Consider the following 19216-nt stretch of genomic DNA (forward strand, 5'->3'; position numbering starts at 1 on the left):
GGTTTCCTTACGGTTCGGGGCTTTACCCGAATTAAGATAGGAATAATAGCCTTCTTTTTTATGACAAAAGGCTATTAAAATTCGGTGTTCGAAAGGCTTTAAAAAAAGCTGATTTGAAAGGCTACGGGCTGTTAGCTGTTAGCTGTACATGTGGATAAGCTCTATTAAGGCATCCAATTGCTGCTTGGTTTCACCCTCTAACGGATACCCAATATTGATGCGTAAGCAGTTACTGTAAAGGTCGAGAGTGCTGAACAGGTGTCCAAGCCTGATATCAATGTTCTGGTCGGCAACTGTCTGAGCAAAGGTTGATTGGTTCAAGTTTGGGATTTGCAGCCAAAGCACCATGCCACCTTGTGGGTTACTTATCTTCACATCTTGAGGAAGGTGCTGAGACAAATAACTTAGGTATTGTTGGCGTAATGAAAGGATTTGAGCACACCTTCTTCGAACGTGTTTTGCGTATTGACCAGATTTGATAAAGTCAGCAACCGCAAGCTGAGTCGGCAGGGCAACGCCATAACTCGCAGCAGAAAACTGAGCCTTGTACTCGTCTATGTACCTTCCTGGCAAGCACCAGCCTAAACGATAACTTGGCGACAGGCTTTTCGATACTGAACCACACCACAGCACGTACCCACCTTTGTCATAGTATTTTGCAGGTAGTGGTGTGTGTGAAGAATATGAGAGCTCTAGATACACATCGTCTTCAATGATTGGTACTCGATAGTGATTCGCCAATTCAGCCAGTTTTTGTTTTTGACTGGCCGACATATTGATCCCTTGAGGATTCATATGTGAGGTACAGAAGATAGCGGCATCCACACGCTTGTTTTTCAGATGTGTTTCCAACTGTTGTAGGTCGACACCATCATCCAAAGACGGGATCTCAATGATCTGGCGTGACATCTTGCCAAGCAACTCCAGAATACCGTTGAAACAAGGCGAGCTAATCGCAATGGTGTCGCCTTCTTTGGTACACGATTCAAGTGCAGCTTTAATCGCCGACATACATCCAGTGGTGATCACCATCTCTTCAGGTGAAAAGTGCACATCGAGCTTGGCAAAGTGAGTGGATAATGCCTGTCGCAAGATCGGCTCACCTTGTGTATCTGGGTAATGGTTGAGCCTACTTCCCATCCGTTTGATAGTGCGACGAAAACTTCGTTCCAATTCTACGATCGACTGCTCATCATTGGTGGTGCTCGAAACCCCTAACGGCCCGTTGATTGAGTTGTGGGTCGAAGAGGTTTGCTTAACACTCGATATCTTACTTTCAAACTGTGCCCACTCAGGCGTTGAGTGAGACGGCTTGTGAGGCGAGACAAAATACCCTGCTTGCGGTCGAGAATGTATCCAGCCTTGTGATTCCAGTTCTTGGTAACAGCTCACCACGGTCGACATGCTGATGGCTTGTTGCTTGGCCAATTGACGTAGCGAAGGCATGCGTCCGCCTTCCGGTCTTTTGCCTGTTTCTATCTCATCGATAAACTGATTGGCTAGCTTTCTGTAGATACTCATTGTCACGACCGTTATTAACTGTACTGGTTTTAATTGTAAAAATTGTATCTGTACTGGTTTTATTGTTCAAGGGATACTCATTCGAAACAAAGGAGGGGTCAGTATGAAAAGAAATGATTTGTTGTTAGCGGTATTCGTCATGGCGATTTGGGGATTCAACTTCTCGATGATCAAAATGGGTGTGACTAATGTTCATCCGTTGTTAGCAACCGCCGCGCGTTTCTCGCTAGCGGTGATTCCGGTGATATGTTTTGTAGCGAGACCTAATGTCGCTTGGCGCTACTTAGTCAGTTATGGCTTTGTGTTCGGTGTGGGTATCTGGGGTATGGCTTCATGGTCGATCACATCTGGTTTATCGTCTGGGCTTTCATCGGTCTTGCTTTCAACCAACGTATTAATCGGCATGGCGGTTGGCGTGTGGGTGTTCAAGGAGAGTGCTTCCGTTCGTAAATTATTGGGTGCGATGCTAGCCATGTGTGCGTTGGCGGTATTGGTATCTGCAGCAACGGGCAATGTCACCGTTAATGGCGTGATCTTGATTATGATTGCGGCGTGCAGTTGGACCTTGATGGGCGTGATTGTTAAGGCGTCTAAAACTAAACAGGCTTTTGCATTCAATGTGTGGGGAATGCTGTTTGCGCCAGTGCCGTTGGTGTTGTTTGCTGTGATGTTACATGGTGACCAAATTATCTGGCAGGGCATCGAACAATGGGATTGGAACACGACGATTGCGGTGCTGTTTCAGGCTTACCCAACCACGCTATTTGGTTATTGGGTATGGAATAAGCTGCTAATCCAATACCCTTTAAGCACGACCGCGCCGTTAACCTTGTTAGTGCCTATCTTCGCATTGATTAGCGGTTACTTTATGTATGATGAGGTGCTGTCTGTGGCTCAGGTTGTTGCATCAATACTGTTTCTTGTCGGGATTGGTTTGATTGTGAAACCTGCGAATGTAACGAATACCAAAGCGACACAAACACTTGCTGAACAAAAATGATTGAAGAAAGCTGATATTGCATGAGCAGCTTTGAATGACAAATAAGACCTCGCACTTGTGAGGTCTTATTCTATGTCGAAGAAGTGACCAGCAAACGCTGCCCGAAGGGTTCGAGCTGGGCGCCCCCGCAAAAAGCGTTTTACTCTTTGTTGGGGGAGATTTGCTTAGAGTGATTAGGCAAATCTCCCCTCGCTGCGATTAAAACGCTTTTGACTAGGCGTCCCCACCCGAACAAAATTTAACCACGAAAGGTCAACCCGCCCTAAGCAATCAACTAACCATACACGCAAGTAACTGGCTCTCAAGATAATCGTCTATTTCTAGACCGATCATTTCTATTCTGGTTTCGATACACTCATCGAGTTCTGATTCCGTCAAGCCATCCTCTGTTAAGTTGTAATCGAAAACCCCAAAAGAACATAGGCTTTTATAAGTGAATTCGAATTAAATTCTGAAATGATACAAATCTTATATTTAATAACGCTTATTTAGTAACCTCTGTTGAGTCTCATATCAAATCAAGTGGCTGATTTTATTGGGTATCGGAGAAAAGTCTCAAAAATTATTATTTAGTTCGCTAAAGTTTTAAATTCTATTAAGGGTTGCTTGTGTAGAATATAACTCCATTTAGTTACTGTTGAGTAGATGGTTTTTAGCTATATATGTGAAATTTGAAGCGAGTTATCTTTCTGATTTGAAAGAATAATTAAATAGTTAAGATAAAAAAGTTGGCGAAAATCAGAAGCTTGGCATACACTTTCCTTGTAAATGACCTTATCTCATTGATTGAATAGGGTAAATGCTTTGGCGCTACTGGCGATGGTAGCAATGTTTAACATAGCTTTGAGGAAAGTTTTATGGCACTCACGAAGGCCGATTTGGCTGAGAACCTGTTTGAGACACTCGGATACAGCAAGCGGGATGCCAAGGAAACGGTGGAAGTGTTTTTCGAAGAAGTTCGTAAGGCGCTCGAAAATGGCGAACAGGTAAAACTGTCTGGTTTTGGTAATTTTGATCTTCGCGAGAAAAACGAGCGACCTGGTCGTAACCCGAAAACTGGTGAAGACATTCCAATTTCTGCTCGACGTGTTGTTACTTTTAGACCGGGACAAAAACTAAAGGCCCGTGTCGAAAATATTAAAATCGAGAAGTAGCCAAGCAATAGACCACGCCTAGCGTGGTCTTTTTGTATCTGCATAGAGTTTAAGCTAAACGCATTTCTTTAACTTTTAGTAACCTTTCTCAAACTCCATCTATTTACTGTCCTGTAAGAACTTGCTTTAGATGCGAAAACAGAGGCTAGGCCTCTGACTTTGAATCTTCACTCTAAAGGGCTTGTTGAACCTTACTTGCGATGTCTTCAGACACCCAAGGCTTCCATACCTGTGGTGAGCTTTCTAGAAAGTAATACATGGCTTCTTCGGCGTCGGCTTGGTTGTCTTCCATCCAGGCCAGCAACTCACTCATTTGTTTATTGGTAAAACCACGCTTTTCAAAGTATTGGTAGGCAAGAGGTTCGTTATTAGCAAAGGCTTCTGTGGTGATTGTGTGAACCGGTGCTGGTGGATACATGGTCACTTTAGGAGATTCACAATCGGGTTGTGTCGTACAGTTACGGAACTCTTGAATGTCGGTACCACTTCCGAAATCAACCTTCACCATATCGTATTTACCCAACACAGGTGTTGGTGACCAATAGTAACCAAACCATGGTTTCCCACCTTCATAAGCTTTGGCAATGGTTCCTGCCAGTGCAGCACCTGAACCCGGATCCACCATTTCAAATCCATGTTTATCTAACCCCATCGCATTAAACAAGTGTTCGGAAGTTATCTGACATGTCCATCCTGCCGGGCAGCTATAGAATGCGAACTTTTCATCGCCTTCTGGGTGTTCGAATAACTCAGCGTGTTTGATGACACCTTCAATGGTTGTAAGCTCTGGGTACTGTTCAACAAGGTAGTTTGGTACCCAGAAACCTTCTTCACCGCCGTTGACCAAAGACTTGCCTGCGTAACGTAGACGCATATCCGCAACGCCCTTATCCAACGCTTCTTTGATGCCATTAGTCCAAAGCTCTGGCGCAACATCAGGTTGACCTTTTTCAATCATTGACGTGCCTGTAGGGACGCTATCACCGGGGATCAAATCCGCTTCACAGCCATAGCCGTTATTCAAAATGAATTGGTCGACATGAGCAATAAGGCTCGCCGAGTTCCAGTTCATGTCTGCAATGGTCATCTTTCCGCATTCGTCAGCACTAGCGTGTGCAGAAAACGCAGCAAGTAGCGCGATTGAAAGCATGGATTTGTTATTCTGCATTGACGTAATTCCTTTTCTTGTCAGAAGCTTATTCGCTATAGAAACAGAAATGTTCGACGGAGAAAAGAGACTGAGATCTAAATTTAAACGATCTGATTATTTGGGATAGGAAGTGTAGAGGCTACTCAACAAATACTAAAAAGGGCTGCGATTATGCAGCCCTTTGTCGTTCTTGTTTATGATAGCTTAGTCAGTTAAGCCGCTTTAATGTGCGTTGTAATGTACGGTTGCCATGCTTGTTGGTAAAGCTCTAAAGATTGGCGTCTTAGGCTATTAATTTGTGCCGCTTCGATATCGTTGATGGGGCGATGTTCTGCAATTGCGTGACGCTCAATACCTTGGATAATTTCGTACAGCTCGTGCTCAGGGCCACTTTTCACATCAGCAATCGCTTTTAAGTGAAGTTGAACCTCTGCAATGATGTTGGTTTTAGGTAAGCGAACCAATAAGTTAAGGTCACGGTAGCCAGAGTCAGCTGGTGATTTAAACTTGTTCTTCAGCTTAACAACGTCTGCTTCGCGGCTTAGCGCTTCGTAAACTTCAACCAAGCTCTCTACATCGTTCGCGATGATAGTTGCACGGGCTAAGTCGGTAATTTTTGTTACGTCACCATCAAGCTCAAGAGCGATTTTTTCTTCTGCACGAGCTTGAGATTTAACGCCAGCAAATAGCGCTTCAGAATTGGTGAGTAGGGCAGTACTTTTACAGATAGTTTCTAATTCAGCTTGGCCTTGATGCGCTTTGCTGTACAGAATATCGAAGTCGGTGTAAGGCTGAGTCGGGCGTGAATCGAAGGCTTTGATGCCGTAAAGGCCGCTCAAACTATGACGGAATACGTTTGAAGATACTTGGTTTTGCGCAGGAGTGCGCGTTTGATCAGTTGAACTTGTTGAAACAGGTGCTGCTGCGAATGCAGGCGCTCGGCTCAATACTAGAAGCATTAGGGCCGTCGTACGGAGAAATACACTCATTCAAACTCCAAAATACAAGGTTACAAAAAACGGGTAGTCAAAAGGGGTAACCAGTAACGCACAAGAGTAAAAACAGCTTAACTAAACTCACTACATATTAAATGGGGCTAGCTAAGACAGAAACCAACTCTAACGTTTAATATTGCTTTAAAATGTGAAGATATAGACAAATAATCCAAGCGTTAGTTCCGCAATTATCAGAACTTTGAACTTAGCCAGTTTCTGATTTTATCGAAACCAATTTGGTACTTTAAACCAAGCTAAGGTTGCTCTTACTTCTCTATACTGTACCCTTGCATTATGACTGTTTAACATGAACGAAAGATGAATAATCCTGAATTTTGGCCCAATAAATGGGCAGCCAACCAAATTGGTTTCCACCTCGAAGATGTAAACCCACTTCTGATTAAATTTTGGGAAAAGACTGAGCCTAGCTACGAGAAGAGTGTGTTTGTTCCACTTTGTGGCAAAAGTGAAGATCTGATTTGGCTAGCTTCAAAGCATGAGGATGTTCAAGGTGTCGAGTTAAGCCAGATTGCGGTTCGCGCATTTTTTGCAGAGCACCTTTACACCCCGACTGTGACTCAAATTAGCGGTCAGCACGAGCTCTACCAATTCGATGAACTGAACATCTACACGGGCGATTACTTTACAGCGCCAATCCAGCCTGTCGATACCATTTATGATCGCGCGTCTTTAGTCGCATTGCCTGAAGAGATGCGAGTGCAGTATGTAGAGCGTTTAAAACAACTGCTGAAACCGGGTGGTAAGATCCTTCTGGTGACTCTAGATTATGACCAAAGCGAGATGGTGGGCCCTCCGTTTAGCGTGCCTAAACTAGAGATCACTCAGTTGTTCGCTGGATACAAAATCACATTGTTGAATCAAGATATAGCGGACGATGAACATCCCAAGATTGCGAAGAAAGGTTTGTCTCGCTTCTGTGAAGAAGTGTATTTGATTGAGTCAGACGCTTAAGTTCAGTCTGCTTAGTTAAGCCAACAGATAACACCAACAAAAAGACGGGCTCTATAGCCTAATGCCGATCGTTTAAGAAGACTTGAACGATCTTGCAGTTAGCAGATAATCCCCATCAACAACGTTGATGGGGATTTTTTATGCTTGAACAAGAATTAGCAATGGCACACGAGACCATTGAAGATGCCGACAATTATGAATCTGTCGTCGACGCCATTCAGATTGAGTGGATAGAACAAGCTCTTCTTGAAACCAATAAAGCGAGCATAAGACGACGCCGACTTCCCGCTCAGCAAGCTGTCTGGTTAGTTATTTGGATGGGGCTGCAACGCAACATGTCTATCAAAGAAGTATGCAGTTCATTAGACATCGCACTTCAGCCTAAACCTGAAGATAGCTGGTCTCGTGTTGCACCCAGTGTCCTAACTGATTCACGTCGACGTCTAGATGAGAGTCCGTTAGCGGCTCTGTTTCACACAACGGTAAAGGCTTGGCGCGAAGATATCCTTCAACAAGACAAAGACTTAGGGCTTAATGTTCTTGCTGTCGATGGGACAACATTTAGGTGTCAAGATTCCACAGAGAACGCTGAAGAATTTGGGTTCATCTCTAAAAAATTAAAACCTTATCCTCAACTTCGTTTAGTCGCTTTGATGTCAACAGAAACTCGAATGATTATGGGGGCAGCTTTTGATGGTTGTCATGTCGGTGAAACGACCTTAGCTAAGCGTCTATTCAATGATGTCCCCGCACATTCATTGACCTTATTTGATCGTTGTTATTTCTCGGCAGACCTTTTGTTGTCGTGGCAAGAGAGTGCGGAAAATGCTCACTGGTTAATGCCTACAAAACGTAAGCTACGCTATGAAGTGTTGGAGAAATATGCTGAGAACGACATGCTCATTTCAATGCCTATCTCTCCTCAAGCTCAACGGCAGAACCCAAATTTACCCGCACGTTGGGAAGCCAGATTAGTCCTATATCAAGAGCCAAAAGGTGAGATAAAAGGTTTTATTACTTCACTTACAGACCCTAGTAGATACTCGTTAGAAAGCCTGCTGCGTATTTATTGGCAACGCTGGGAGATAGAAGAAGGTTATGGTGAAATTAAACAGACTCAACTGCAAAGTCACGTCACTTTACGAAGTCGTTTTTCTGCCGGAGTGAAGCAAGAGCTTTGGGGCGTATTACTTGCCTATAACTTAGTGCGATTAGAGATGGTTAATATAGCTTCAGAAGCCGGGGTTCGAGCTACTAGGGTCAGTTTTACCGCCGCAATTAACCTTATTGATGCGCAATTACGTTGGCTAGCTTTAAGTCCAGACGGAACCCTACCAGTCAAACTTAAAAGAATGAGAGAAAGTCTGAGTCACTTCATTCTTCCAGATAAAAGAAAGGACCGAACGTTTCCACGTTCAGTCCTCTTTGTTCCAGCCAAATATCCGTTTAGGTTCAAGCAGTAATGCTTATCCGAACGGCATTAGGCTCGATAGCCCGTCTTTTTTATTGTTCAGATTTGAAGTCGTGATTGTTCAGATGCGAGAACGTAATGGTTCAGATCTGAGTTAGTCGTTACCAATTAGTAGTCATTAGCTAGAAAATGGTAATTAACAGCTAGTAAATTACTTTTACTTTAGAAGCACTCTCAATTGCATCTTCAATCGCTGTCTCAGTGCTGTTACGACGAGTAAGCGCTACACCTAGACGACGGCGACCATCGATATCAGGCTTACCAAACAAGCGAACTTGCGTTTGTGGTGCGTCTAGCGCCTCTGTAAGACCTTCAAAACGAATGTTGGTTGAAGTGCCTTGGCCTAGGATAACCGCTGATGCACATGGACCGTATTGCGTGATTGATTTGATCGGCATACCAGTAAAGGCGCGTACGTGCAGTGCGAATTCCGATGAGTCTTGAGACATCAGAGTCACTAAGCCAGTATCGTGTGGGCGAGGGGACACTTCGTTGAAGATCACGTGGTCGCCTTTAACAAACAGCTCGACGCCGAAGATACCGTGACCACCTAGTGCATTAACCACTTGTTCAGCGGTGTATTGCGCGGTTTTAAGTGCGTTGTCTGACATCACTTGTGGCTGCCATGATTCACGGTAATCACCATCTTCTTGGCGGTGACCGATAGGCGCACAGAAATGCACACCGTCAACAGCGCGAACGGTTAGAAGCGTAATTTCGTAATCAAAGTCGATGAAGCCTTCAACGATTACGCGACCCGCGCCAGTACGACCGCCTTCTTGTGCGTAGTCCCAAGACTTTTGAATGTCTTCTTCTGTTTTGATAACGCTTTGGCCTTTACCTGAAGAGCTCATTACTGGCTTAACAACACAAGGCATGCCCACGAATTCAACAGCGGCAGCGAAGTCTTCAAAGGTGTCTGCAAAGCGGTAAGGAGAAGTGCTCAGCTTCAGCTCTTCTGCAGCTAGGCGACGGATACCTTCGCGGTTCATCGTTAGCTTAGTCGCATTTGCAGTGGGAACGACATTTAAGCCTTGTGCTTCTAGCTCTACCAACTTACTGGTGGCGATAGCTTCAATTTCAGGAACCACATAATCTGGTTTTTCAAGTTCAATGACTGCTTGCAGTGCATCGCCGTCTAACATGTCTAATACATGGCTACGATGTGCAACTTGCATCGCGGGTGCGTCTGCGTACCGGTCACATGCAATAACTTCCAAGCCTAAACGTTGGCACTCGATAGCAACTTCTTTGCCGAGTTCACCTGAACCTAATAGAAGTACACGAGTAGCATTTTCACGAGTAGCAGTACCAAACATAGAAATTCCTTCCGATCTTTTGAGCGATTGATTGAAAACGGGGTGATCATACTTATTTCAATGATAAAAGCAAACGTTTGCGCAAGTTGTTGTGTTAATTACAGGTATAAAAAAAGCAGCCCCGTTAAATAGGGCTGCTTATTTAAAATATTGTTAATTAGATGTACTTAGATTGCTAAGTAAGTCACTGGAATGTCGGGATTAATCGCTTCTAATGTAGATTGCGTATCCGCTAGGTGACTGATGCTACCTTCGGCAATTTCAACCAACGCTGCACTTTCAATCTGATCAAAATCGAAGCCAGCCAGTTTAAGTTGAATCAACGCCACTTGTAGAGGAGGTAAGCTCGGGTTGAACGCTGCGTTTTCAGCGTAAGCACCCGTAAAAATCTCACCCGACGTCAATTGCAGTGAAACACCACTTAGGTTTTTGGTGTAAGGAGCATGGCTGCGGTTTAGTGCTGCTAGCGCTTCTACAACAATAGGCGTTGTTTCTTCAGTCGTGTGCTTATGATCAAGCTTAGTCATTAGGCCAGTCGTCACACCTAAATCAGCAGGGCCGAATGAGTCTGGCAGGTACTCTTGCAGAGACATTTCATCACGTTGTGGAAGCTGAACCTTAAGCTCTTTCGCTGTGGTCAGTTCGTTCATGAATTGACGACAGTGACCACAAGGGCTGAAATTGATTGTGATATCAGAGATACCTTGTTCGCCTTTCATCCAAGCGTGGCTGATTGCAGATTGCTCGGCGTGTACTGTTTGGCCAAGTTGAGCACCAGCGATTTCAAGGTTTGCACCAAAATACAGAGTGCCAGACAAACCACGCACGATTGCACCAACATAAAAGTCAGATAGCGGAGCGTAAGAATAGGCTGCGGCAAAAGGAAGTAGCGCAATACGTAGCTCGTCATCCGCTAAACCACTTGCTTGCAGTAGGCTAGCAAATTGTTCTGGAGACAATGTCGCGTCAAAGTTGTCTGCTAATACGATGTCACTCAAAAGTGCTTTGATTGCTGTTGGAGCACTTTCCAGCGCCAGGGTAATACGACTGTTCATGTTGAATCCTTAATTGACCTTAGGCTTTAATTCTATGCAATGCTCAGGAATTTTCTGTGACTTTGATCACTACTGCGTTGTTGTTGTTACATTGGTTTGCATAATTAGAGTGAGGTCACAGATGAAATCGATTGCAAGAGTAAAAACTACCATTGATATCGCACTTATTGCTTGAAATTGAGTTTGGTTTGTCACGTATTGATGAATAAATGAGAGAAAAAAGCCCAAGCTATCACTGAAATAATCAGGTTATGCTTGGGCTTATTGATATCTGTAACGCTTAAAAGTCGCGAACCAGTGAGTTTAGTTATTTACCAACTCATCGATTAGAGCGCGTATAAACTGTAATCAAAGTGGTTAAGAATAGAACCAAACCACGAGCGAAAATATACTCGGTGCAATGATTGAGGTGATAACCCCACAAAGAACCAATGCCAACGAACTGAATGCAGCATCTTCCTGATTCTTTTCAGCACAGGTCGCAGTACCTAAAGCGTGAGACACGGTACCCATGGTTAAACCACGCGCGATAGGGCTCTTAATGCCAATGAGATTGTAGATTGGGTAAGCAAAAATTGCCCCAAACAGACCGACAATCAATACTAGTATTGCCGCAATCGCTGCCTCACCACCTAAATGGCTCGACACTTCCATAGCAATTGGCGTGGTGACTGACTTACCTAATAAACTCGCAATCAAAGTTAAGTCCGCTTTAAAAGCCACTGCGATTAATGCTGTCGTTGTCATCGACATCACACTACCTAGTGTGCAAGCAAAGGTGATGATGCGCCAGTTGGCTCTGATTTGAGATAGCTGTTCGTAAAGCGGATAAGCAAGGGCAACAACCGCAGGCTGCAGCATGTAGGTAATCCAGGTGTTGTCTGCATAGTAAGTCTCAAACGGTACTTTGAAGAACGTGAGTATCGGAATGATGATACCAATGCTGATCAGCAGGGGATTACACAGCGGTGAGTTTACTTTTTGACTTACCCAGCGAGCAAACAGGAATACCACGATGGTGAGTAGAATCCACATGATCAGTTACCTCTCGAAAGCAAGCGGTCTAAAAACCATGATAAGGACACCAACACCAGCAACGTGCCGCCAACGGCGCTCGCCATAATTGGCAATGCGTTCGCGATGAGCATGTCGAAGTGATCCATCAACCCTACACTGATCGGAACAAACAGTAAGATCATTAGGCGGATAATCAAGCTTGCACCGGGTTGTACCCAGTGCGAAGGAACAATACCAATCACCATGGCGGCAAACAGAATCAACATGCCAAAAATACTGCCTGGGATTGAGGTATCCAAAAAGTGCTGTAACGCGTTACCTGCTGTAAGTGCACCTATGATTAAGGTGAAGGAGATTAAGCAGTAAACCAGTTGGATCAATCTTTCTTTCAAAGTGTTACGTCTCTTGATAGTGGAATTAGCTAGCTAACTTTTCTACGTATTGATAAACCGCCTTCAAGATAGCCATTTTCTTCTCGTCGCTTTCATGTTCATGCGCGAGGTTTTCAAGGTTGAGCATGTATTCTTCTAAACGGCTCTCATAAAACTCACGACAATGGTTCGCCCATTTCAATTGCTCAGCTTCGTCGAGCGTCCATGGGAAATGTCGAGCGCGATAACGGAACAGTAACGGTTTGATACGTTCATCACCGAAGGTGATATCTAAAGCTGCCAAGTTATTTGGGTCAGTTTCACGAATGATGTTCATCGCTGTTTTATCAGCAGGTGAAAAGAAACCGTCGTAAAGGTGTGTATCAACATCATCACTCTTTTCGTACTCGCGTTCTTGTGAGTACAGGCCGATCAGTTTTTCGCGGATCTCTGGATGTTCGCGCAGCAGTGCCAAGTTCTTCAAGCATTGTTGGCGATCGATACCGATGGTTTCGGCATTTTCAGCCGTCAGCGTTTTGGCTGGAGCAAGAATAGGGCACTTGTTCAGTTGAACCAATTTGATGGGTACGGGTAACTCGTCTTCACTCAGTTCACTGCGTTTGGTATAGAGCCTTTCTCTGAGTTCATCAGCGTCCAGTTCTAACAGTGGGCTTGGATCTTTGGCTAAATCAACCACGATAACGGCATTTTGATTGGTTGGGTGCCAAGCCATAGGTACAATCCAGCTGGTGTAGTTGCAGTCACGGCCAAACATGCCAGAAACGTGCATTAATGGTGTCATGTTTACGATATCAACTAGGTCATTCAGCTTACGCTTATGACGCATGTTGTAAAGGTAATCGAACATCTTAGGTTGTGCAGCTTTCAGCTTCTTCGCTAACTCGATGGTCGCAATAACATCGGCCATCGCATCGTGCGCGTTTTCGTGTTCAATGCCGTTTGCCACAGATAGGTGTTCCAGTTTGAAGCTTGGATAACCTTCTTCGTTCTCTGGCCAAACAATGCCTTCAGGGCGCAGTGCGTGAACAGCGCGCATTACATCTAACAGATCCCAACGCGAGTTGCCATTCTGCCAACTCCACGCATATGGGTCGATGAAGTTTCGGTAACAGGTGTAACGCGTTACTTCATCATCGAATCGAATACTGTTGTAGCCAAGGCTTGTGGTGTTTGGTTTCGCCAACTCGGCATGGATCTTAGCGATAAACTCTGGTTCAGGAAGACCTTGTGAAGCCGCTTTTTGTGGTGTGATACGGGTGATCAGTGCAGCTTCAGGCGCAGGGAGGTAATCAGCAGGAGGTTGGCAATAGATAACGAGAGGCTCTCCAATAACATTGAAATCTTGGTCGGTACGAACACCCGCAAATTGACTCGGACGGTCTTTTGCTGGGCTAACGCCCCACGTTTCGTAATCGAAAAAGAAGTAGGTCGGCTGATTATCTGAACTCATTGAATTTCCTGAACAGCAAGCGCGGAACGTTTACTGTGGCTGAAGGTTAGTTTTGTTCAGTATCTGATAGTATGCGGTACGCGCGCAACCCAGATCACAAATAAATTGTCGGAAAACGGTGCTTTACTATTCAATCGAGTCAATGGGTATGCTTTTGAATCTAATCGTGGCTATTTCTTAGTAATCATAATCTCTCACCTAATCAGATGGAGGTGAAAGTATCAGCTGTACTTTTTGTTTTATGGTTAGTTCTCGGTTTTTTAAATCTTTGAATATAGCCTTCCATTCTTGAAAGGTGACGACTATCGGGTTAAAACTGTTTACTGGTTTAGTGACGCCGTAACGCACGATTTCAACTTCAGGCTCGAACGTACCAAACAACTTATCCCAAATGATCAAAACACCGGCGTAGTTCTTATCGATGTATTGCGGGTTTTGACCGTGATGTACTCGATGATGCGAAGGGGTGTTATAGATGTATTCAAGTGGCCCCAAGCTTCGTATCCATTGTGTATGGACGAAGAACTGCAAACCTAGATTCAGAAGCACCACAAAGATCACCCATTTAGGGTCAAAACCTATGATGACTAACGGTACCCAAAACAACCACATACCCGCAAGTGGATACATTAAGCTTTGACGGAAAGCCGTACTGAAGTTAATGCTTTCTGAACTGTGGTGTGCCACGTGTGCCGCCCACATCCAGCGAATACGATGGCTTGCTCTATGGAACCAATAATAGAAAAAGTCTTGTAACACCATCAATACAACAAAACTCAGCACGCCCATTTCAATGTCCATTAAACGCCAACCAAACATCCAGAGATACAGCTGAACGACCAATAACCCGGTGAGTAAATCGGAGAGTTGATGCATTCCTGCAAGCGTGAAGTTACACATTACTTCTGAAAGCTTATAGCTAGAATTATCTGGCAGTCGACCTTGTTTCTGACCGATAAAATACTCAGCCAACATGCACACCATGAATAAGGGCGCTAATACTAGCAGTAGCCATTCTGGGTGATTGATTAATGCGTCGATATTCATGTTTTATCCTTGTTGAGACACCATACGCGTTCTTAGTATCAAGTTTACTTAGACTTGATCGTCTGAGATTCAGTCAGCAGAATTTCGCTACCAGCGTGCAAAATGATCTTCTGTTAGACCAAGAACACCATCGAGTTGGTGTGTCACTCCATTGTTGTCTTCAATCGAGCCAGAAAAGTAACCAACGAACTGACGAAAGTTACTCTTTAACAGCCATAAATTGAGCTTTTCGCTACGGTTATTTAAGGGCGTAAAGGTCAGGTTTATACGCTCATCTTGCGATGTTATCTGCCAAGGTAAATTAGTGTCTTGGCGACTAAACGTAAACTGTACTGGGTTAAGTAAGTGCCGGGTTCCATTCACCCATAATACGTTTTCGCAGCCTCCGGTTTCGTTCACGCCCGCCGCGAGGTTCAGGCCAATATCACTGCCATTGGATTGCGTGTTGATACTTGCCCAGCGCCAACTGGTTTCACGTCTCATGTAACCCGCTGAAAAGTCATACCCAGCACGAGCTGGTTCGAGATCGAGTGATTCTTCTTTGATTTGGATATCGCCCGTGATGCGCAAAGCATTGTGCTTTTGAGTGTAAGTCCAACCTGAATAACCGGTTGGGCTGCACATCGCCATGGGAAAGCTATCAGTTTCAGGCTCTAAAGCGATATCGGCCTTGATGAGTTTGGTATTCAAGCGAACTCGCCATTGTCCGCCTTCAATATCGAAAGTAATGCTTTGATCTGCAATGCTTGTCTTTCCTTCAAATGGTGAAGGCGTTACATGCTTATCAAACCCTAATGGCCTCAACCAAGATGACTCTTCCAGATGGTTGTTTTCTATGTCGTACAGATAACAAAATGCCGAGCCTAAGTAACGAATATCCGCGATAGCGACGCCGATAATGTGTGTGTCGGTGACGATGCTGACAAACTGGAATTGTTTGTAGTGGAAGTGCTTCTGCCAAGAGTTTGCTTTTGCATCCATCGAGTTTCGATAGTCAAAATTCTCTATGTTCAGGTGTTTAGGGATGCCATCGAAATGTCCGATGGTCGGCTGACCATTCGAATCAATCAAACTGTGTGGGGCTGGGCTGGTTTTTATCATTGCGATGGTTCACATAAATTTAACAACTAAAGCCATTGTGCGATGAGTCGCGTAGAATTGGGAGGTCATATTCGGACAAGAGCGCGTTACCAGTCACGATTTTGTCAGCATGTGTTGTTGAGGCTGAGTAGTCATATTTATGGGAATGTGCTCGATATAAGGAGAGACGATTGGAGATTATCGCGGAGTATAAGCCAACCGGACATCGGTATCAGTTGGGTACATTAGATATTGCGCTGCTGTTAAATACGCTAGAGCAACGAGGCGTCGATATTGAAAGACTACTCATGGATGTGGGTTTAGAAACCATGGATTGGCGAGACCCGAATGGAAAGCTGACTTACGCTGACAAGCTTTCGTTGTTTAGCGCGGCTAATCAGAGTTTTCCTCATGATGGCTTGGGGCTTTGGTTGGGGGAGCACGCTAGCTTGAGCCACTTTGGTGTGTTGGGTTATGCGCTATCGACCAGTCAAAATGTCGGGGAGGCCATCAAGTCGGGCTTCAAGTATTTGCGCCTGAATGGACCTATCTTCTCGGTTAAATTGTTTCTAGATTCCGAGCAAGCAGTGATTCAGATTGAGAACACCTTGGAAGTGGGCGATCTGCTTCCTTTCTGCAGTGAGTATTTCTTGAGTTCAATCGTCTCTTTGTTCAAAGAACTGACTGGTCATGAGTTGGATATTCACACTTTGGCTTTGCCTTATGCTCGCACTAATTACGCCAAGCTCTATGACGAGCGTTTCCAGTGCCCTGTAGTTTTTGAGCAGAGCCATTGTGAACTGCGTTTTGATGCCTCGGTTTTGTCACAAACCTTATTGACTCATGATGCAGCGACACTGAAGCGCTACCTTGCGTCTTGCCAGTCGATAGTTGAGACATTGGGCTCGGAACATTTGCTGACTAACCAGATCAAAACGATCTTTTATCAAACCGCAGGCTGTTTCCCGAATATAGAACAGCTCGCAGACGAATTTGATTGTAGCTCTCGCACGCTTAGGAGAGAGCTGGTTACTCATGATTCCAGTTATCAAGTATTGCTTACCGAAGTTCGAGTGGAACTAGCCAAAGAGCTATTACTTGGCACATCCATGAGCATTGATGATATTGGTGAAAGGCTTGGTTATAGCGACCCTGCAAATTTCAGAAGGGCGTTTAAAGGGTGGCTCAATAAAACGCCTGCTCAGTTCCGTAACGGTTTAAGTTAAAGCGTTACTTGCTAAAAAACTGCTCCCTGAAATCGGATACTTGCTGCTGATAGTAACTGTCCCAATCTTGTTGAGTCCAAGTGGCATAACTTGAGCTTCGCTGAGAGTCCAAGGTCGCTTTGAGCTGATCAAGTTGCTCATGATAAGTCATCACGGTTTGTTGCTGTTGTGCGATTTGTTGTTCTCGCGCGGTAATTTTGCTGGTCTGCGTTTCATCTAAGTAGGTTTCTTGAAGGTCGGCTTTGACTGATGCGATTTCAGCAGGGCTATAGCTGCTGGGTATCAAAGAGACTGCCAGTTCATATTTTTGAAGCTGTGTTTCGGCGTTTAATGTCGCTGTATTGTTTTGCCATTCACTAAGCAAATCTTGATAGTTGGCCAAAAACTGGCTCGCTTCGTTCTCTTCAAGGGTATTGGCGTCAAGCGTAAAATCTAGATGAGCAAATTGGTCTGCGAATAGCTGGTGGGCCAACTCTCCCCACACTTGCCGTGCAGACTGTTTGAATAGGGCAACACGCTCTTCAAGAGTCTCTATGGATTCTAGTGGGATAGTGCTTTGGGTTAATTGCCAATCGACGAATAGCTGCGGATAGTCGCTCAGTAACTCAAACCATATGCTCGGTAATTCTGATTTCAATCGTACGAGTTGTTCAGTGCAGTCATCGCGTTGTTTGCAAAGCGCCCAGAACCCATCGAGTTCATCGAATAGAGCTTTACCTTCAAGTTCGCTTAAGTTTTTAACATGCGTTTCTCCGCCCCGGGATTCAGCTTGGGATTGATTGCTCTGCGATGCTGAGTTTTCCGACCTGCCGGTTTTAGTTAGTGGGGAATTGTCGTCATCAGTTGTCGTAGAAATCTGCGGCTTTGCTTCTGTGTGTTGAGCGGAAGAAAGCGATGTTTCAGCAGGCTTTGATGACCATGAGTAGCCAACAATGCTCGCCGTTAAGACGAGCATTAGGATTAAGATGACTCGATGCATTATGGGTTCGCCGAGTTACTTAATGAGGGCGCTAACAGGGAAGTGGTCTGAAAGGTTGTAGTGTTTCCATAACTCACTGCTTGTTGATCTTGGGACATCTACACGATTGTCGTTATGAGCTTTAGCAGCATACTCTGAACTCACCACTACATAATCGAGATACTCAACATTCTCGCCACCCGACATAGGTTCGCCTGCAAAGTTGTTGATGTGAGGGTCAAAAGTAGACGTGGTGTAACCTGAGTATGTTGGTTCATCAGCCTGCAGGTTAGCAAACATCTGTTGGTAGTCGCCTGGGAACTTGAGCTTGTTCACGTTGAAATCACCGCTGTAAACCACAGTTTCTGATGCCGGGATATTCAGAGACTGAGCTAGTGCACGCATCTGCTTGAATTGACGTTGTCGGTAATCACGAGCGGTGTCCGTATCGAATGATGCCGTGTGGGTACCGAAAACATGGTAAGCCTGACCATTCTTGATCACTTCCGCGTAGTTAACGCCTTTATCTGCAAAGCAATCAGTGCCCGTACAATCAGGGAAAACATACTGAGCTTCGTTAACGATAGGGTAGCGGCTGACAATGATCACACCACCGTCGTATATGTTAATCCCATCTTTATCGAGCATTTTAGTTTGATAAGGATACTCTTTCGCAAGTTCACGCAAGAATTCATCTCTGCCGTTAGCAAACACTTCTTGAAGCGCCAACACGTCGTAGCCTTTTACATATTGAGGGAGAAGATCGTAGCGGTCACCAATATGCGACGCGATAGCAGGCAGCGCCCAGATGTTGTAAGTCATGACTTTCAGTGTATTGGCATCCGGCTCTGGTTGTTCATCCACTTTTGACGGGGTGATGGTGTAATAAATATCATCATAACGCGCCGTAGAATCGGCTTTAAGTGCTAGCTCTGCATTGACCCCGAACGCATCGGTGGTGCTGCGATGAATATTACGGTCGTCATGCAACGTTAGGTTGACGTCTGCGGCACTCAAACCATGTTGCAGTGTCGAGTTATACCAATGTCCCTTCATGGTTTGGTTGAGCGTGACACTCTCACCCACAGCGTTCGATACCACAGTGTCAAACTCATAGGTCTTCCCAGATTTCACATCAGTCCAGCGGTTAAAACTGATCAGCTTCTTCGTCTCCCAAGGACCAATCTGTTCAACATGCTGTTGCCACTCATCACCGAGTTGAAGCAGGTCGGTACCGCTGTGGTTGGCTTGAATGGTCATTACTTGATTGGTGTTATTGGTGAGATACACGTCAGTGTCTGCTATGGTAGAGGTCGAAGCGATTGATGTGGATGCCACAAGTGCAGCTAACCAAGTCCATTGAGTTTTCATCGTTTACGTTATCCTTATTGATTGATGTCTAGAATAAC

Annotated in this window: 17 protein-coding genes and 1 pseudogene; 5 read left to right on the forward strand and 13 right to left on the reverse strand. The window is 44.8% G+C overall.

All coding sequences use genetic code 11. The annotated features are described in order from the left end of the window. Positions 1–138: 138 nt before the first annotated feature. Positions 139–1521: an aminotransferase-like domain-containing protein gene (locus tag AC3CH3_RS06745; RefSeq protein WP_488538025.1), complete on the reverse strand. Its 1383-nt coding sequence runs from the start codon at positions 1519–1521 to the stop codon at positions 139–141. 103 nt (positions 1522–1624) lie between these two features. On the opposite strand from AC3CH3_RS06745, the gene AC3CH3_RS06750 reads away from it, so the two are divergent. Beyond that, entirely contained in the window at positions 1625–2521 is an 897-nt protein-coding gene (locus tag AC3CH3_RS06750; RefSeq protein ID WP_488538026.1) for an EamA family transporter, read from the forward strand. A 270-nt stretch (positions 2522–2791) separates the two neighbouring features. Here AC3CH3_RS06750 and AC3CH3_RS06755 read toward each other — a convergent pair. Continuing rightward, positions 2792–2932, reverse strand: a pseudogene (locus tag AC3CH3_RS06755) (GTP-binding protein); the annotation flags it as partial. A 446-nt stretch (positions 2933–3378) separates the two neighbouring features. Between AC3CH3_RS06755 and ihfA the strand changes: the two are divergent. After that, positions 3379–3675: an integration host factor subunit alpha gene (ihfA, locus tag AC3CH3_RS06760; protein WP_004734853.1), complete on the forward strand. Its 297-nt coding sequence runs from the start codon at positions 3379–3381 to the stop codon at positions 3673–3675. A gap of 172 nt (positions 3676–3847) precedes the next feature. Here the strand turns inward: ihfA and AC3CH3_RS06765 are convergent, their stop codons facing one another. Then, a complete protein-coding gene (locus AC3CH3_RS06765; protein ID WP_488538027.1) occupies positions 3848–4843 on the reverse strand; it encodes an ABC transporter substrate-binding protein in 996 nt (331 codons plus the stop codon). 194 nt (positions 4844–5037) lie between these two features. Continuing rightward, positions 5038–5814 carry a RelA/SpoT domain-containing protein gene (locus AC3CH3_RS06770; protein ID WP_017059130.1) on the reverse strand — a complete coding sequence of 259 codons (777 nt, stop codon included), beginning with the start codon at positions 5812–5814 and terminating at the stop codon, positions 5038–5040. A gap of 324 nt (positions 5815–6138) precedes the next feature. Between AC3CH3_RS06770 and AC3CH3_RS06775 the strand changes: the two genes are divergently transcribed. Together AC3CH3_RS06775 and AC3CH3_RS06780 are read left to right on the forward strand one after the other, a co-directional pair. Next, a complete protein-coding gene (locus AC3CH3_RS06775) occupies positions 6139–6792 on the forward strand; it encodes a thiopurine S-methyltransferase (RefSeq protein ID WP_488538028.1) in 654 nt (217 codons plus the stop codon). Positions 6793–6932: 140 nt separating this feature from the next. After that, positions 6933–8255 (forward strand): IS4 family transposase, encoded by a 1323-nt coding sequence (locus tag AC3CH3_RS06780; RefSeq protein WP_488537318.1) that lies wholly within the window; start codon positions 6933–6935, stop codon positions 8253–8255. Between the two features lie 151 nt (positions 8256–8406). Here AC3CH3_RS06780 and purT read toward each other — a convergent pair whose 3' ends face one another. The 7 genes from purT to AC3CH3_RS06815 all read right to left on the reverse strand — a co-directional run bounded on the left by purT (position 8407) and on the right by AC3CH3_RS06815 (position 15644). Then, positions 8407–9582 carry a formate-dependent phosphoribosylglycinamide formyltransferase gene (purT, locus tag AC3CH3_RS06785; protein ID WP_017077980.1) on the reverse strand — a complete coding sequence of 392 codons (1176 nt, stop codon included), beginning with the start codon at positions 9580–9582 and terminating at the stop codon, positions 8407–8409. A gap of 167 nt (positions 9583–9749) precedes the next feature. Then, positions 9750–10637, reverse strand: a complete 888-nt coding sequence (gene cdd, locus AC3CH3_RS06790; protein ID WP_488538029.1) for a cytidine deaminase — start codon at positions 10635–10637, stop codon at positions 9750–9752. A gap of 357 nt (positions 10638–10994) precedes the next feature. Beyond that, entirely contained in the window at positions 10995–11672 is a 678-nt protein-coding gene (locus tag AC3CH3_RS06795) for an LrgB family protein (RefSeq protein ID WP_488538030.1), read from the reverse strand. A 2-nt stretch (positions 11673–11674) separates the two neighbouring features. Then, positions 11675–12046 carry a CidA/LrgA family protein gene (locus AC3CH3_RS06800; protein WP_004734867.1) on the reverse strand — a complete coding sequence of 124 codons (372 nt, stop codon included), beginning with the start codon at positions 12044–12046 and terminating at the stop codon, positions 11675–11677. A gap of 25 nt (positions 12047–12071) precedes the next feature. Then, the gene (sbcB, locus tag AC3CH3_RS06805) at positions 12072–13496 is read right to left on the reverse strand and encodes an exodeoxyribonuclease I (protein ID WP_488538031.1); all 1425 of its coding nucleotides are present in this window, start codon (positions 13494–13496) and stop codon (positions 12072–12074) included. A 198-nt stretch (positions 13497–13694) separates the two neighbouring features. After that, entirely contained in the window at positions 13695–14543 is an 849-nt protein-coding gene (locus AC3CH3_RS06810) for a sterol desaturase family protein (RefSeq protein WP_488538032.1), read from the reverse strand. An 87-nt stretch (positions 14544–14630) separates the two neighbouring features. Continuing rightward, positions 14631–15644: a DUF2804 domain-containing protein gene (locus AC3CH3_RS06815; RefSeq protein ID WP_488538033.1), complete on the reverse strand. Its 1014-nt coding sequence runs from the start codon at positions 15642–15644 to the stop codon at positions 14631–14633. A 170-nt stretch (positions 15645–15814) separates the two neighbouring features. On the opposite strand from AC3CH3_RS06815, the gene AC3CH3_RS06820 reads away from it, so the two are divergent. Next, positions 15815–16849: an AraC family transcriptional regulator gene (locus tag AC3CH3_RS06820; protein WP_488538034.1), complete on the forward strand. Its 1035-nt coding sequence runs from the start codon at positions 15815–15817 to the stop codon at positions 16847–16849. 4 nt (positions 16850–16853) lie between these two features. Here the strand turns inward: AC3CH3_RS06820 and AC3CH3_RS06825 are convergent, their stop codons facing one another. Further along, a complete protein-coding gene (locus AC3CH3_RS06825; RefSeq protein WP_488538161.1) occupies positions 16854–17804 on the reverse strand; it encodes a chromosome partitioning protein ParA in 951 nt (316 codons plus the stop codon). A 39-nt stretch (positions 17805–17843) separates the two neighbouring features. Beyond that, complete coding sequence (locus AC3CH3_RS06830) at positions 17844–19178, reverse strand: sphingomyelin phosphodiesterase (protein ID WP_488538035.1); 1335 nt, start codon at positions 19176–19178, stop codon at positions 17844–17846. Positions 19179–19216 lie beyond the last annotated feature (38 nt).

The organism is Vibrio sp. QJM3NY_35, from assembly GCF_057785915.1.

Bases quoted from the DNA above. Each gene is read 5' to 3' on its own strand.
- AC3CH3_RS06745 (WP_488538025.1), bottom strand. From the start codon at position 1,521: ATGAGTATCTACAGAAAGCTAGCCAATCAGTTTATCGATGAGATAGAA.
- AC3CH3_RS06750 (WP_488538026.1), top strand. From the start codon at position 1,625: ATGAAAAGAAATGATTTGTTGTTAGCGGTATTCGTCATGGCGATTTGG.
- ihfA (WP_004734853.1), top strand. From the start codon at position 3,379: ATGGCACTCACGAAGGCCGATTTGGCTGAGAACCTGTTTGAGACACTC.
- AC3CH3_RS06765 (WP_488538027.1), bottom strand. From the start codon at position 4,843: ATGCAGAATAACAAATCCATGCTTTCAATCGCGCTACTTGCTGCGTTT.
- AC3CH3_RS06770 (WP_017059130.1), bottom strand. From the start codon at position 5,814: ATGAGTGTATTTCTCCGTACGACGGCCCTAATGCTTCTAGTATTGAGC.
- AC3CH3_RS06775 (WP_488538028.1), top strand. From the start codon at position 6,139: ATGAATAATCCTGAATTTTGGCCCAATAAATGGGCAGCCAACCAAATT.
- AC3CH3_RS06780 (WP_488537318.1), top strand. From the start codon at position 6,933: ATGCTTGAACAAGAATTAGCAATGGCACACGAGACCATTGAAGATGCC.
- purT (WP_017077980.1), bottom strand. From the start codon at position 9,582: ATGTTTGGTACTGCTACTCGTGAAAATGCTACTCGTGTACTTCTATTA.
- cdd (WP_488538029.1), bottom strand. From the start codon at position 10,637: ATGAACAGTCGTATTACCCTGGCGCTGGAAAGTGCTCCAACAGCAATC.
- AC3CH3_RS06795 (WP_488538030.1), bottom strand. From the start codon at position 11,672: ATGTGGATTCTACTCACCATCGTGGTATTCCTGTTTGCTCGCTGGGTA.
- sbcB (WP_488538031.1), bottom strand. From the start codon at position 13,496: ATGAGTTCAGATAATCAGCCGACCTACTTCTTTTTCGATTACGAAACG.
- AC3CH3_RS06810 (WP_488538032.1), bottom strand. From the start codon at position 14,543: ATGAATATCGACGCATTAATCAATCACCCAGAATGGCTACTGCTAGTA.
- AC3CH3_RS06815 (WP_488538033.1), bottom strand. From the start codon at position 15,644: ATGATAAAAACCAGCCCAGCCCCACACAGTTTGATTGATTCGAATGGT.
- AC3CH3_RS06825 (WP_488538161.1), bottom strand. From the start codon at position 17,804: ATGCTCGTCTTAACGGCGAGCATTGTTGGCTACTCATGGTCATCAAAG.
- AC3CH3_RS06830 (WP_488538035.1), bottom strand. From the start codon at position 19,178: ATGAAAACTCAATGGACTTGGTTAGCTGCACTTGTGGCATCCACATCA.